The organism is Elioraea sp. (assembly GCF_051860475.1).
Lineage (GTDB): Bacteria > Pseudomonadota > Alphaproteobacteria > Acetobacterales > Acetobacteraceae > Elioraea.
Genome location: NZ_JBHYDW010000121.1, coordinates 1 through 13773 on the forward strand (window position 1 = coordinate 1; position 13773 = coordinate 13773).

13 protein-coding genes are annotated in these 13773 nt (G+C 70.5%); 9 read left to right on the forward strand and 4 right to left on the reverse strand.

What is annotated here, in order from left to right:
* Positions 1-114 precede the first annotated feature (114 nt).
* Genes ACTIFU_RS17860 through ACTIFU_RS17880 form a run of 5 tightly spaced genes read left to right on the forward strand, consistent with a single transcriptional unit; the run spans position 115 to position 5634 of the window.
* Positions 115-966, forward strand: coding sequence for a MurR/RpiR family transcriptional regulator (locus tag ACTIFU_RS17860; RefSeq protein WP_439579674.1), 852 nt, complete (start codon positions 115-117; stop codon positions 964-966).
* Between the two features lie 19 nt (positions 967-985).
* Positions 986-2041, forward strand: a complete 1056-nt coding sequence (locus ACTIFU_RS17865; protein ID WP_439579675.1) for a TAXI family TRAP transporter solute-binding subunit — start codon at positions 986-988, stop codon at positions 2039-2041.
* 7 nt (positions 2042-2048) lie between these two features.
* Positions 2049-3935, forward strand: coding sequence for a TRAP transporter permease (locus ACTIFU_RS17870; protein ID WP_439579676.1), 1887 nt, complete (start codon positions 2049-2051; stop codon positions 3933-3935).
* Between the two features lie 20 nt (positions 3936-3955).
* Positions 3956-5320 (forward strand): acyclic terpene utilization AtuA family protein, encoded by a 1365-nt coding sequence (locus ACTIFU_RS17875; protein ID WP_439579677.1) that lies wholly within the window; start codon positions 3956-3958, stop codon positions 5318-5320.
* Between the two features lie 2 nt (positions 5321-5322).
* The gene (locus ACTIFU_RS17880) at positions 5323-5634 is read left to right on the forward strand and encodes a DUF4387 domain-containing protein (RefSeq protein WP_439579678.1); all 312 of its coding nucleotides are present in this window, start codon (positions 5323-5325) and stop codon (positions 5632-5634) included.
* 48 nt (positions 5635-5682) lie between these two features.
* Here ACTIFU_RS17880 and ACTIFU_RS17885 read toward each other — a convergent pair whose 3' ends face one another.
* Positions 5683-6825: a deoxyguanosinetriphosphate triphosphohydrolase gene (locus ACTIFU_RS17885; protein WP_439579679.1), complete on the reverse strand. Its 1143-nt coding sequence runs from the start codon at positions 6823-6825 to the stop codon at positions 5683-5685.
* A 96-nt stretch (positions 6826-6921) separates the two neighbouring features.
* On the opposite strand from ACTIFU_RS17885, the gene erpA reads away from it, so the two are divergent.
* Genes erpA through ACTIFU_RS17900 form a run of 3 tightly spaced genes read left to right on the forward strand, consistent with a single transcriptional unit; the run spans position 6922 to position 8528 of the window.
* A complete protein-coding gene (gene erpA, locus ACTIFU_RS17890) occupies positions 6922-7269 on the forward strand; it encodes an iron-sulfur cluster insertion protein ErpA (RefSeq protein WP_439579680.1) in 348 nt (115 codons plus the stop codon).
* Positions 7270-7282: 13 nt separating this feature from the next.
* Positions 7283-8056, forward strand: a complete 774-nt coding sequence (gene xth / locus ACTIFU_RS17895) for an exodeoxyribonuclease III (protein ID WP_439579681.1) — start codon at positions 7283-7285, stop codon at positions 8054-8056.
* 1 nt (position 8057) lies between these two features.
* Entirely contained in the window at positions 8058-8528 is a 471-nt protein-coding gene (locus ACTIFU_RS17900; RefSeq protein ID WP_439579682.1) for a cupin domain-containing protein, read from the forward strand.
* 6 nt (positions 8529-8534) lie between these two features.
* On the opposite strand, the gene ACTIFU_RS17905 is transcribed toward ACTIFU_RS17900, so the two are convergent.
* Both ACTIFU_RS17905 and ilvD read right to left on the reverse strand, forming a co-directional pair.
* Entirely contained in the window at positions 8535-9512 is a 978-nt protein-coding gene (locus tag ACTIFU_RS17905) for a Bug family tripartite tricarboxylate transporter substrate binding protein (protein WP_439579683.1), read from the reverse strand.
* A 68-nt stretch (positions 9513-9580) separates the two neighbouring features.
* Positions 9581-11299: a dihydroxy-acid dehydratase gene (gene ilvD, locus ACTIFU_RS17910; protein ID WP_439579684.1), complete on the reverse strand. Its 1719-nt coding sequence runs from the start codon at positions 11297-11299 to the stop codon at positions 9581-9583.
* Between the two features lie 111 nt (positions 11300-11410).
* Here ilvD and ACTIFU_RS17915 point away from each other — a divergent pair, with 111 nt between their 5' ends.
* Positions 11411-11989: a Uma2 family endonuclease gene (locus tag ACTIFU_RS17915; protein ID WP_439579685.1), complete on the forward strand. Its 579-nt coding sequence runs from the start codon at positions 11411-11413 to the stop codon at positions 11987-11989.
* A gap of 3 nt (positions 11990-11992) precedes the next feature.
* Here ACTIFU_RS17915 and ACTIFU_RS17920 read toward each other — a convergent pair.
* Positions 11993-13773 (reverse strand): valine--tRNA ligase (locus tag ACTIFU_RS17920; protein ID WP_439579686.1); only part of this gene is annotated, 1781 nt, incomplete at its 5' end.

The window sequence follows — 13773 nt, forward strand, 5'->3', positions numbered from 1 at the left end:
GGTCCGGGGGGCCAATGGCCCCCCGGCCCTTTCTCATGCCCTTCCTTCCGCGTCAAAGCGCAAGCCATTTTTCATCTTGTGCCCTTCTGAAAAACTGCTTTCATTCCGTCCTGCATGGGCACAGCCGCGCAACTCCCGCTGATGCAGGCGCTCGACGAGCGCAGCGACACGCTGCCCAAGACGCAGCGCGTGCTCGCCCGCCACGTGCTGCGCAACTACCAGTCTGTCGCCTTCGCCACGATCAGCGAGCTCGCGCGCCAGACCGGCGTCAGCGAGGCGAGCGTGGTGCGCTTCGCCAACGCCTTCGGCTACAGCGGCTACCCCGCGTTGCAGAAGGAAATCCGCCGCATCGTGCGCGCGGACCTCAAGGGCACCGACCGGCTCCGGCTCGCCGACCCGGCCGACACGCCGCTCGCCCGCACCATCGCCAAGGAGCGCGAGAACATCGCCGCGCTCGAGGAGAGCCACGACCCGACCGCGCTCGCCGAGGCGGTCACGATCCTGACCGGCGCGCGCGAAATCCTGATCGCCGGCGCGCGCAGCACGGCCTCGCTCGCCGCCCATCTCTGGTTCGCGCTCGACAAGCTGCGCCGGCCGGTCACGCGGCTCGACGCCACCACCTCCGAGGCGACCGACCGCGCCGCCCGGCTCGGCGCCGATGGCTGCCTAGTGGCGATCGGCTTCCCGCGCTACCTGCGCGCCCTCGGTGCGCTGCTCGCGCTCGCCAAGGAGCGCGGTGCCCGCACGATCGTCGTCACCGACAGCCCGTTCTCGGCGCTGCGCGGCGATGTCGGGCTCTACGCCCCGGCGGAGTCCGCCTCCTTCGTCGCGTTCCACGCCGCGCCGCTGATCCTGATCAACACGCTGATCGACGCGGTCGCGCGCGCGAAGCCGGCCCAGGCGGCCGAGGCACTCGCCGACTTCGAATCGCTCGCCGAACGCGAGCGCTACTTCCAGCCGACCTGACGGCACAAGGGAGGACACGATGGTCACAACAGGAACGATCCGGCGGCGCACTCTCCTCGCCGCGGGCACGGGCGGGCTCGCGCTCGCCGCGATCGGGGGACGCGCGAGCGCGCAGGCGCCGGTGACGCTGTCGCTCGGCAGCGTCGCGGCGTCGTCGGGCGTGTATGCCTTCGCGGTGGCACTCGCCGCCGCGGTGCGCAAGCACGATCCGGCCATCAGCGTCACCACGGTGGAGGGCGGCGGCGGCTTCGATCACGCGCGGCTGATGCGCCAGGGCGTGCTCGACTTCTCGATCTCGGGCAGCCCGGCGACCGCGCATGCCGTGCGCACCGGCACGGGCGGCTTCGCGCGCGTCGGCGCCTGGGAGGACGTGCGGCTGATGTTCATGCGCAACATCAATGTCGCGCGCGTCTATGTGCGCGCCGACGCGGCGCAGCGGCACGGCATCCGCAGTTGGTCCGACCTCAAGGGCCACGCCTTCGGCCCCGGCGTGCCAGGCACGCGCGACATGACCCGGGCGGTGGAGGCGAACACGCTGTTCCGCACCGGCATCACCATGAATCCCGGCTCGCTGGAGGACACGACGGCGCAGATCCGCTCGGGCCGGATCATCGGCATGGTGAAGGGGAGCCCGCACGATCGGTTCGACGCCGGCATGCTGGCGCTGCACTACTCCACGCCGCTGACGGCGATCGGCTTCACCGACGACCAGGCAACCGCAATCCAGGCGCGCGAGCCGCTCGACACGCTGATCGCCACGCCGAAGGGCGGCATCCGCGAGCTGCCGGAGGTCGGGCCGCTGAACGAGCTGAGCTCGGCGGTGATGGTGATGGCGAGCACACGCATGACCCAGGAGACCGGCCACCGCATCATGCGCGCGGTAGCGGCCGGGTGGGAGGATATCAACACCGCCTTCCCGCCCACCGCCGGGCTCGATCCGGTGCGCGACGCCTTCGCCCAGACGCCGCAGGGCCAGGGGCTATCTTTCCACGCCGGCGTGATCCAGTTCGCCAAGGAACGCGGCATCGACGTGCCGGCCGATTTCATTCCGGCCGAGTACAGTGGCCCGCGCTGAGCGGCACATGACGCACCCGGCCGAACCGGCGCGGCGCGCGGCCGCCTGGTGGAGCGGGCTCGCGCTCGCGTCCTTCCAGCTCGTCGTGCCGGTCTGGGCCGGGCTGTTCGACATGCAGCTTCGCGCGCTGCACGTGCTGCTCACCACCGCCGCGATCCTGTTCGCGGTGCCGGCGTTGCGCGCGCCGCGGCTGCTGTGGACGCTGCTCGCGGCCGATGCGGTGATGGTCGCCCTCGCCGCGGCGGCGACGCTGCCGGTCTATGCCGAGTGGGAGGCGATCATCACGCTGGCCGCGGTGGCCGAGCCGATCGATCTCGTGCTCGGCGCCGCGCTCAGCCTGATCGTGCTGGAGGCGGCGCGGCGGGGTGCCGGCGCGGCGATCCCGATCATGGTGCTGCTCGCCTTCGGCTACGTGTTCGTGGGCCCCCTGATGCCGGGGATCTGGGTGCATCCCGGCTTCCCGCTCGGCTACGTGATCGAGCAGCTCTACTTCTCCTCGGGCGGGCTGTTCGGCTCGCTCACCGGCACCTCAGCCACCTTCGTCGCGATCTTCATCCTGTTCGGCGCGCTGCTGCAGGCGACGGGCGGCGGGCAGACCTTCATGGACCTCGCGCTGCTGATCGCGGGGCGGCGGATCGGCGGGCCGGCCAAGGTCGGCGTGGTGGCAAGCGCGCTGTTCGGCATGATCTCGGGCAGCGCGGTGGCGAACGTCTCGGTCACCGGCAACTACACGATCCCGCTGATGCGCCGGCTCGGCTACCAGCCCGACTTCGCCGGCGGGGTGGAGGCGATGTCGTCCACGGGCGGCGGCATCACGCCGCCGGTGATGGGGATCGCCGCCTTCATCATGGCGGACTTCCTGAACGTTCCGTATCTGCACGTGATCGGCTGGGCGGCGATCCCGTGCCTGCTGTTCTACATCGGCATCCTCGCCGGCGTGCATTTCGAGGCCGAGCGGGCGGGGCTCGCGCCGGTGCCGGCCGCGGACCTGCCGAAGCCGCGCGAGGTGCTGACGCCGCGCCGTCTCGCGCCACTGTTCGTGCCGATCGGGCTCTTGCTGTTCCTGCTGTTCTCCGGCGCGAGCCTGACGGAGGCCGGGTTCTGGGCCTGCGTGTCGGTGATGGCGCTGTTCCTGGCGGCCGATCGCTCGCGCGCGGGGCTGCGCCTGCGCGCGCTCGCCCTCATCGACGCGCTGGCGAAGGGCGGCACCGCGGTGGCGCAGGTGGCGCCGGTGCTGGTGGCGGTGTCGATGTTCACCGCGCTGCTCGGGCTGACCGGCGTCGCGCCCAAGGTGAGCAGCATCATCCTCGACCTCGGCGCGGGCAACATCGTCGGCGCGCTCGCGGTCGCGGCGCTGATCCCGCTGCTACTCGGCGCGCCGCTGCCGGTGACGGCGACGTACATCCTCTCGGCCGCGCTGATCGCGCCGGCGCTGGTGCGGCTCGGGCTCGACGTCGCCGCAGTGCACATGTTCCTGCTCTACTGGGCGACGCTGGCGTCCGTGACGCCGCCGACCTGCACGGCCTGCGTGATCGCGGCGAACATCGCGGGCGGGAACTGGTTCCGCACCGCGCTAGTGGGGATGCGGCTCGGCTTCGTCGCGTTCCTGGTGCCGTTCTTCTTCGTGCTGAACCCGGCGCTGATCGCGCGCGGCCCGGCGGTCGAGGTGCTGATCGCGGCCGTCAGCGGCGGCGCCGGCGCGCTGCTCATGGCGGCGGGGTTCTTCGGCTGGTTCCGCACGCGGCTCAATGCGCTGCTGCGGCTGATCTACCTGGGCGCGGGGGTGCTGCTGCTCGCGCCGAGCATGGCGCTGCTCGCCGCTGGCGCGGGCGTGGCCGCGGTCGGGATCGCCACCGAGACGCTGCGCGCGCGCCGGGCCCTGACGACGCGCTGACATCGGAAAGGACAGAGTGAATGGACGCGAGGCGCAGGACGATGCGCGTGATGATCTCCACCGGCCATCTCGGCACCGCGCCCTCGGGACAGGAGAGCTTCTTCCGCGGCATCGAGACGATGCCCGACGTTCTGGTGGCGGATGGCGGCAGTTCCGATCCGGGGCCGGTCTATCTCGGCGAGAACCTGATGCTCGGGCAGTTCCACCGCGAGGAGCTGGAGCTGTTCCTGACCGCATCGCGCGCGCGCGGCATTCCGCTGATCATCGGCTCGGCGGGGGATTCGGGCAGCAACCACGGCGTGGACGAGACGGTGCGGATGCTGCGCGAGATCGCCGAGCAGCATCGCATCCCGCGCTTCCGAATCGGCTGGTTCTACTCGGAGGTGCCGGCTGGCTGGATCGAGACGCGGCTCGCGGGCGGCGAGCGGATCGAGGGGTTGGGCGGATTCCCGGATCTGACCGCGGAGGAGGCGCGGGCCGCAAGCCGGATCGTCGCCGTCGCCGGTGTGGATCCGTTCCTCCGGCTGATGGAGATGGGCGCGGAGGTGATCGTCGGCGGGCGCTGCGGCGACGTGGCGTTCACGGCGGCCCCCTGCATCCGTGCCGGGTTCCCGGAGGCGCTCGCCTATCACATGGGCAAGATGATCGAGTGCGCATCGCTGGTGGCCGAGCCGTTCATGGGCAAGGAGACGGTGATCGGCACGATCTCGGAGGACGACATCGTCATCACCGCCTGCCATACGGGTCAGCGCGTGACAGTGGCCTCGGCGGCGGGCCATTCGATGTATGAGCGCGCCAGTCCGTTCTACGAGCACGCGCTCGGCGGCACGCTGGACATGAGCGAATGCCGCTACGAGCCCGCCGATGAGCGGAGCTGTCGCATCACCGGTGCGCGCTGGCTGCCGGATGCGTCGCCGAAGGTGAAGCTGGAGGGCGCGCGCAAGGTGGGCGAGCGCTACATGGGCATCGTCGCGGTGCGCGATCCGCATGTGATCCGCAACATCGACGCGGCGATCGCCTGGTGCCGCGAGGCGGTGCGGTCGCGCTTCGGCAACGCGGGGCATGAGCTCCACTTCCACGTGTTCGGCCGCAACGGCGTGCTGAAGGAGCTGGAGCCCGTGCGCAGCGCCGCACCGCACGAGCTCTGCATCGTGGTGGAGGGGCTGGCGGAGACGGATGCGGGGGCGCTGAAGCTGACGGATTTCGCGGTGCGGATGTTCTTCCTCGCGCGCATTCCGGGGGCGAAGGGATCGAGCGGGCTCGCTGCGACCACCAAGGAGACGATGCGCTCCTCGCCCGGTTATGTGTGGAACGTGAACCACGTGGTGGCGGTGGACGATCCGGCGGCGTTGTTCCCGGTGCATATGGACGAGGCGGGGGTTTGACGATGGCGCGGCTCGAGGAGATCGCGAAGACGATCCGCAGCAAGAACGCGGGGGTGAACCAGATCACGTTCGACATCATCTTCCCGGATGCGGCGAGCTATCGGCGCGTGGTGGCGAGTGGGGCGATCACGCGCGAGAGCGTGGCGCGGCTCTACGGGATCGAGCCGTCGCGCATCTCGGACTTCGTGACCTTCGATCCGGCGAATGCGATCAAGTTCACGATCTACCGTTCGCGTCCGTCAGGCAGCCCCGGCGACTGGGACATCCTGGGCTGCCAGCACTACGGCCCGTTGATGGACGTGGAGGTACCGTAGCCCGGATTCTTGGGGAATGGGGGGTCCGGGGGGCCAATTGCCCCCCGGTCATGCTCTTGTTGAGATGTCGAACAGCCTGCGGTGCTCATCGAGCGCGTACCCATCCGTCATGCCGGCGACATAGTCGCAGACGGACGTGACATCCCCGCCCTGCCACTCCATCGGCAGGCAGCCGGGATCGGCACGAAACGCCTCGAACAGCTCGCGCACCACCCGGCGCGCCTTCGCGCTCATGCGGTTCACGCGGTGATGGCGGTACATGTGCACCATCAGGAACGCCTTGATTTCGGCGTTCGCCGCCTGCATCGGCGCTGAAAACGCGATCACGGGCGCGCCGAGCTGTCGCACGGCGTCGGGCGAGCTCGGGGCCGCGCGCTTCAGCCGCGCGGAGCTCTCGGCGACGACGTCGTGCACCATCGCGCCGATCAGGGTACGGATCGTTTCGTGATGAAGCCGATCGGCCGCGATGCCGGGGTATTTCGCCTCTGCCTCAGCGATCGCATCCCCTGCCAGCGGCAGGTCGCGCAGCTCGTCAAGCGCGAACATGCCGGCGCGCAGTCCGTCATCGAGGTCGTGATTGGTGTAGGCGATGTCGTCGGACAGCGCAGCGACCTGCGCCTCGGCCGAGGGCCAAGTGGCGAGGTCGAGGTCGAGCGCGGTGCAGAAGTCGGCGAGATGGCGGTGCGGCCGAGCGACGGGGCCGTTGTGCTTGGCGAGCCCCTCGAGCGTTTCCGCCGTCAGGTTCAGGCCGTCGAAGGCGGGGTAGCGGCGCTCGAGTCGGGTGACGACGCGCACGGCCTGCGCGTTGTGGTCGAAGCCGCCGTCGGCCGCCATGGCCTGGTTCAGTGCCTCCTCGCCGGCGTGGCCGAAGGGCGGGTGGCCGAGGTCGTGCGCCAGCGCGAGGGCCTCAGCGAGGTCCTCGTTCAGCGCGAGCCGCCGCCCGATCGAGCGGGCGATCTGTGCCACTTCGAGCGAGTGGGTCAGGCGGGTGCGGTAGTGGTCGCCCTCGTGCGCGACGAAGACCTGGGTCTTGTGCTTGAGGCGGCGGAAGGCGGTGGAGTGGATGATGCGGTCACGGTCGCGCTGGAACGGCCCCCTGCCCTCGCTCGGGGTTTCGGGGAAGAGCCGGCCGCGGGTACGGTCGGGCGGCACGGCCCAGGGGGCGATCGGATGGGGGTAGCGGGCGAACATGGGCGCGGATCATCCTCCCCGGCATCGTTGCCGTGCAATGGCGGCGGTTTGACATGGGGCGGGTCGATCCCGATCTTTAATGGCGGAGGTACCTTGATGGACACGCTCGACGCAACCCGCGCTGTCACGCTGTCCGCCTCGGCGGCGCGACGGCTCGCCGAGATCATCGCCGCCGAGGGCAACCCAGCGCTGATGCTGAGGCTTGCCGTCTCGGGCGGCGGCTGCTCCGGCTTCCAGTACGGCTTCGCGCTCGACGCGACGCTGAACGACGACGACCGCGTGTTCGAGCGTGACGGAGTCAAGCTGGTGGTGGACGAGGTCTCGCTCGACCTGCTGGCGGGCTCGGAGGTCGAGTACGACGAGGGGCTGATCGCCGCGCACTTCACCGTGCGCAACCCGAACGCGACCGCCTCCTGCGGCTGCGGCACCTCCTTCGCGATGTGACCGGCCGCACCCGGTGAAGATCGCGACCTGGAACGTCAACTCGGTCCGCGCGCGCAAGGCCCACCTGCTCGATTATCTGCGGGCGGAGGGCGCGCCGGACGTCGTGCTGCTCCAGGAGCTGAAGGTCGAGGAGGGCGGGTTTCCGCGCGCCGAGGTGGAGGAGGCCGGCTACCACGCGCTGGTCGCCGGCCAGAAATCCTATAACGGCGTGGCGATCCTGAGCCGCGACCCCGCCACCGAGCGGATGCGCGGCCTGCCTGATGGCGACGACGATCCTCAGGCGCGCTACCTCGAGGCCGAGATCGGCGGCCTCGTCGTCGCCTGCGTCTATGCGCCGAACGGCAATCCGGTCGGCACCGAGAAGTTCACCTACAAGCTCGCCTGGATGGAGCGGATGCAGGCGCGTGCCGCCGCGCTGTTCGAGGAGGAGCGGACAGTGGTGATCGGCGGGGACTGGAATGTCTGTCCCACGCCGCTCGACGTGTGGGACGAGCGTGCCATGGCGGCGGATGCGCTGCTCCAGCCCGAGAGCCGCGCCGCCTGGCGCACGCTGCTCTGGCAGGGCTGGACGGACGCGTTCCGCGCGCTGCATCCCGACGAGGCCGGCTACTCCTACTGGGACTACCAGGCCGGTGCGTGGCCGCGCGACCACGGGCTTCGGATCGACCACCTACTGCTCTCGCCGCACGCGGCGCAGCGCCTCTCCGCCTGCGCGGTGGATCGCGGCCCGCGCGGCAAGGACAGCCCGTCGGACCACACGCCGGTCTGGTGTGCGCTGGAGGCGTGAGATGACGCTGCGGATGCGCAACATCGCGGAGATCGCGCCCTTCGCCTACGCCTTCGAGCCACCGATCGGCGGGCGGATGGCGGATATCGGCCGCACGCTCGGCAGCCGGCGCATCGGGCTTGCGATCCAGACGGTCGCGCCCGGGCACTGGTCCTCGCGCCGGCACCGGCATCTGTTCCAGGAGGAGATCCTGGTGGTGATGTCCGGCCGCGGCACGCTGCACCACGGCGAGCAGCGCATCCCTGTCGGTCCGGGCGATGCGGTGTGCTACCTGCCGGGCGATCCCGAGCCGCACGGCTTCGAGAACACCGGCACCGAGGACCTCGTCATCTGGGCGTTCGGCGACCGCGTGCCGCACGAGATCTGCGTCTATCCCGACCAGGGCGTGGCCTTCGTCGAGGGGCTCGGTGCCGAGGTGCCGCTCGACCAGGCCAAGCCAAGCGCGTGGACCGAGGAGCGGCGCCAGCGCTGAGCGGCCCTACTCCAGCTTGATGCCACGCTCGCGGATCACGCGGCCCCACATCGCGCTGTCACGCTCGGCGAGCTCGCGCAGCCCCGCCGCCGTGCTGCCTTCGAGCTGCACGCCCATCTGGGCGAGGCGCTCGGCCAACGCCGCATCGGCCGTGACCGTGCGCAGAGCCGCCTCGAGCCGCGCGATCACCGGCGCCGGCGTGCCCGTGCGCGCAAACAGCCCCTGCCAGAAGGTGGCGTCGAAGCCGGGCACGGTGTCGGCCATCGGCGGCACATCCGGCAGCACGGCAACGCGCTGAAGCCCGCTGAACGCGAGCGGCCGCGTCGCGCCATCGCGCACCGAAGGTAGCGCCTCCAGCACCGCCTGCCACATCGCCTGGATGCGCCCGGCGCGGAGATCGAGCAGCGCGGGCGCGCCGCCGCGATACGGCACGTGATTCACGTCGATATCCTCCATCACGCGCAGGAGCTCGACGGCGAGATGGTTCACCGCGCCGAGGCCGCTCGACCCGAAGTCGATCTTCCCCGGATTGGCCTTGGCGTGGGCGATGAACTCGGCCGCCGTCTTCACCGGCAGCGAGGGATGGACGTGCAGCACGAAGGCGCTGCGGTAGCCGAGGCCGATCGGCTCCAGCACCTTCAGCGGTTCCCGCGGCGTCAGGTTCGGCTGGAGCGACGGATAGATGGCGAGCGCGGCCGCGCCCATCAGCAGGGTGTGCCCGTCCGCCGGCGCGCTCAGCACGGAATTGATCGCGATCGTGGTACCGCCTCCGGCACGGTTCTCCACCACCACGGACTGGCCGATCTCGGCGGCGAGGCGTTCGGCGATCAGCCGCGTCACCGTGTCGGTCAGCCCACCCGGCGGATACGGATTGACAATGGTGATGGCCCGCGTCGGCCAGGTCGACTGGGCGCCGGCGGCGATCGGCAGCAGCAGCCCGGCGGTCCCTGCCAGCAGAGCGCGGCGTCCTGGCACAATGGTCATCGCGATGTCCTCCCTTTCCGAGGACGGCACCGTAGTGGCCGCCGCCGCTCCGGTTCAACCGTCACGCGTCAGAGATCTGCGTAGACGTGCCGCTCGACGCGCGCGCCCGGGTGCGTCACCGCGCCCTCGTGCGCGGGCCCGACGAGCTGCGCGTATTTCCACAGCGCGCCCGCAGCGTAGATCGTCTCGCGCTTCTGCCACTTCGCGCGCCGCTGATCGAGCTCCTCGCCCGAGAGCGCGACCTCCAGCGTGCCCTTCTCGGCGTCGATGACGATGCGGTCGCCGGTCTCGAGCAGCGCGATCGGGCCCCCGACCGCGGCCTCGGGCGTCACATGGCCGATGCAGAAACCACGTGTGGCGCCCGAGAAGCGCCCGTCGGTGATCAGCGCGACCTTGTCGCCCATGCCCTGGCCGTAGATCGCCGAGGTGGTGGACAGCATCTCGCGCATCCCCGGGCCGCCCTTCGGCCCCTCGTAGCGGATGACGATCACGTCGCCCGGCTGGTAGGCGCGCGCCTGCACGGCGGCAAACGCATCCTCCTCGCAGTCGAAGCAGAGCGCGCGGCCTTCGAAGCGGAGCTGTTTCATGCCCGCCACCTTCACGATCGCGCCGTCGGGTGCGAGGTTGCCGAACAGCCCGACCACGCCGCCCGTCGGCGAGAGCGGGTCGGAGACCGGGCGCACCACGTCCTGGTCGGTCGGGAACGCGATATCGGCATGGTTCTCGGCGAGCGTCCTGCCGCTGACGGTCAGGCAATCGCCGTGCAGCAGTCCGGCATCGAGCAGCGCCTTGATCACCACAGGCACGCCGCCGATCCGGTGCACATCGGCGGCGACGTAGCGCCCGCCGGGCTTCAGATCGGCGATGTAGGGCGTGCGCTTCATGATCGCGGCGACGTCGCGCAGCGTGAAGCGGATGCCGCACTCATGGGCGATCGCGGGCAGATGCAGCGCGGCGTTCGTGCTGCCGCCGGTCGCACCCACCACCACGGCGGCGTTCTCCAGCGCCTCGCGGGTGACGATGTCGCGGGGGCGGAGGTTGCGGCGGAGCAGCTCCACGACCGCCTGGCCCGACCGCAGCGCGTAGACGTCGCGCTCCTCGACCGGCGCCGGCGCGCCGGCCGAGCCGGGCAGCGCGAGCCCGATCGCCTCGGAGACCATCGCCATGGTGTTGGCGGTGAACTGGCCGCCGCAGGCGCCGGCGCCCGGGCAGGCGACGCGTTCGAGCTCCTCCAGTTCCGCGTCGGTCATCCGGCCGGCGGCGTGCTGGCCGACCGCCTCGAACACGTCGAGCACGGTGACGTCACGGCCCTGGAATTTTCCAGGCAGGATCGAGCCGCCATACATGAACACGGACGGCACGTTCAGCCGCAGCATCGCCATCATCACGCCGGGTAGCGTCTTGTCGCAGCCCGCGAGTCCGACCAGCGCGTCATAGCCATGGCCGCGCACGGTGAGCTCGATCGAGTCCGCGATCACCTCGCGCGAGGCGAGCGAGGACTTCATGCCCTGGTGCCCCATCGCGATCCCGTCGGTGACGGTGATGGTGCAGAACTCGCGCGGTGTCGCGCCCGCCTCGGCCACGCCGCGCTTGGCACTCTGCGCCTGGCGGGCGAGCGCGATGTTGCAGGGCGCAGCCTCGTTCCAGCAGGTCGCCACACCGACGAAGGGCTGCGCGATCTCGTCCTTCGACAGCCCCATCGCATAGTAGTAGCTGCGATGCGGTGCGCGGCCGGGCCCGACGGTGGAATGCCGGCTCGGCAGACGGCTCTTGTCCCACGCGCCCATGCGATGCGTTCCTCCGTTGATCGTGTCGGCTGGCACTTTCCCCCGCGGCCGCCGGCGCGACAAGCGGGGCTCCGGCGTGCTAGGCTTGATCACTGTCAAGATGGAGTGCCTGTGTCGACCGCCGTCGCTCTTCCGTCGCAGACCCTGACACTCGGCGAGTTCTACGCCTGGGCGGAACGCCAGCGCGACGGGCGCTTCGAGCTTGAGGACGGCCGGGTCATCGCCATGGCGCCCAAGCGTGCGCTTCACGTTCGCACCAAGCTGCGCACCTGCCTCGCCCTTCGCGACGCTCTGGCCGGCCGCGGAACCGGCTGTGAAGTGTTTCCCGATGGTCTCACCGTCGAGATCGATGACGGCTCGGCCTACGAGCCGGACGTACTGGTGCAGTGCGGCGAGCGCCTCGCCCCGGATGCGATCGCGGCCTCGCATCCGCTGATCGTGGTCGAGGTGGTCTCGCCGTCGACCAACCAGCGCGACATGACCACGAAGCTGGTCGGCTATTTCCGCGTGACGTCGATCCGGCATTACCTGATCATCGATGCGGCCAAGCGGATCGTGGTGCACCACCAGCGCACCGAGGGCGAGACACTCGCCCCGCGCATCTTCGCCGGCGGCGTGCTCGCGCTCGACCCGCCGGGGATCAGCGTCCGGATCGAGGATCTGTTCCCGCCGGCGCCGGAGGAGGGCTGACGGTCACACGGCGAGGCGCGCGAGCGCCGCCTCCAGCCGCGCCTTCGTCTCGGCGGCCGCCGCCCGCTTCTCGCGGCTCTCCACCACCACCTCCTCGGCCGCGCGGGCGACGAAGGCGGGGTTCGACAGCTTGGCGTCGAGCCGCTTCAGCTCGTCCGCTTGGCGCGCGATCTCCTTGGCCAGACGCGCGCGCTCGGCGGCGAGGTCGATCGCGTCGGCGAGCGGCAGCACCAGCGTCGCCTCGTCCAGTACCGCCTGTGCGGCGCCCTTCGGCACCTCGCCGGCGAGCGGGGCAACCTCGGAGAGGCGCGCGAGCCGCAGCACCGCGTCGGTCCAGCGGCCGAGCCGCTCCAGCGTGGCTAGGGCCGCGTCCTTCAGCGCGAGCGGAATCGCGCGGCCGGGCGGGACGTTGCTCTCGCTGCGGATGGTGCGCACCTCGGAGATCAGCCGCACCACCCAATCCACCTCGGCTTCGGCGGCCGGATCGCGCGGCAGTGCGGCCGGATCCGGCCAGGGCTCGGTCATCAGGCTGCGCCCGCCCTCGCACGGGCCCGGACCGCGCTCGGCCATCGCGAGCCAGATCTCCTCGGTGACGAACGGCATCACCGGATGCAGGAGCGCCAGCGTGGCATCGAGCACGAAGCCCGCCGTGGCGCGCGTCTCCGCCTGCACCGCTTCGTCGGCGCCGCTCAGCGCCGGCTTCGCCAGTTCCAGATACCAGTCGCAGAACGTTCCCCAGACGAAGTGGTAGAGCCCGTTCGCGTAGGCATCGAAGCGGAACTGCTCCAGTGCCTCGGATGCCGAACGCGCCGCCTCGGCGAGCCGTCCGATGACCCAGCGATTCAACGTCGTGCACGCCGAAGCGGGGTCCCAGCCCGGCACCGGGGCGCAGGCGTTCATCTGGCAGAACCGCGCCGCGTTCCAGAGCTTGGTGCCGAAATTGCGGTAGCCCTCCACCCGTTGCGGCGAGAGCTTCACGTCGCGCCCTTGCGCCGCCATCGCGGTGAGCGTGAAGCGCAGCGCATCCGCGCCGTATCTCTCGATCAGCGCCAAGGGATCGATGACGTTCCCTTTCGATTTCGACATCTTCTGGCCGCGCTCGTCGCGCACCAGCGCATGCACGTAGACGGTGCGGAACGGCACATCGTTCATGAAGTGCAGCCCCATCATCATCATCCGCGCGACCCAGAAGAAGATGATGTCGAAGCCGGTGACCAGCACCTCGCCGGGGTAGTACTTGGCGAGCTCGGGCGTCTTTTCCGGCCAGCCGAGCGTCGAGAACGGCCAGAGCGCGGAGGAGAACCAGGTGTCGAGCACATCCGGATCGCGCACGAGCTCGACCTCGTGGCCATACTTCCCAGCGGCGAGGCGCTTCGCTTCGGTCTCCTCGTGCGCCACGAAGATCTCGCCATCCGGCCCGTACCAGGCCGGGATCTGGTGGCCCCACCAGAGCTGGCGCGAGATGCACCAGGGCTGGATGTCGCGCATCCAGGCGAAGAAGGTGTTCTCCCACTGCCGCGGCACGAACTGGGTGCGCCCGGATTCCACCGCCGCGATCGCGGGCGCGGCGAGCGTCTTCGCATCGACGAACCACTGATCGGTCAGATAGGGCTCGATCACCACGCCGGACCGGTCGCCATGCGGAACCGTATGCGTGTGCGGCTCGATCGTCTCGATCAGGCCCTGGGCTTGGAGGTCGGCGACGATGCGGCTGCGCGCCTCGAACCGGTCGAGGCCGCGATACGCCACGGGAATGGCGGGATCGTCGAGCAGCTTCGCGTCGC

What these genes read in the sequence shown, in the direction of transcription:
- ACTIFU_RS17905 (WP_439579683.1), bottom strand. Translation starts at nt 9,512, where the DNA reads ATGACCATTGTGCCAGGACGCCGCGCTCTGCTGGCAGGGACCGCCGGG.
- ACTIFU_RS17900 (WP_439579682.1), top strand. Translation starts at nt 8,058, where the DNA reads ATGACGCTGCGGATGCGCAACATCGCGGAGATCGCGCCCTTCGCCTAC.
- ACTIFU_RS17860 (WP_439579674.1), top strand. Translation starts at nt 115, where the DNA reads ATGGGCACAGCCGCGCAACTCCCGCTGATGCAGGCGCTCGACGAGCGC.
- ACTIFU_RS17880 (WP_439579678.1), top strand. Translation starts at nt 5,323, where the DNA reads ATGGCGCGGCTCGAGGAGATCGCGAAGACGATCCGCAGCAAGAACGCG.
- ACTIFU_RS17885 (WP_439579679.1), bottom strand. Translation starts at nt 6,825, where the DNA reads ATGTTCGCCCGCTACCCCCATCCGATCGCCCCCTGGGCCGTGCCGCCC.
- erpA (WP_439579680.1), top strand. Translation starts at nt 6,922, where the DNA reads ATGGACACGCTCGACGCAACCCGCGCTGTCACGCTGTCCGCCTCGGCG.
- ilvD (WP_439579684.1), bottom strand. Translation starts at nt 11,299, where the DNA reads ATGGGCGCGTGGGACAAGAGCCGTCTGCCGAGCCGGCATTCCACCGTC.
- ACTIFU_RS17865 (WP_439579675.1), top strand. Translation starts at nt 986, where the DNA reads ATGGTCACAACAGGAACGATCCGGCGGCGCACTCTCCTCGCCGCGGGC.
- ACTIFU_RS17875 (WP_439579677.1), top strand. Translation starts at nt 3,956, where the DNA reads ATGGACGCGAGGCGCAGGACGATGCGCGTGATGATCTCCACCGGCCAT.
- ACTIFU_RS17870 (WP_439579676.1), top strand. Translation starts at nt 2,049, where the DNA reads ATGACGCACCCGGCCGAACCGGCGCGGCGCGCGGCCGCCTGGTGGAGC.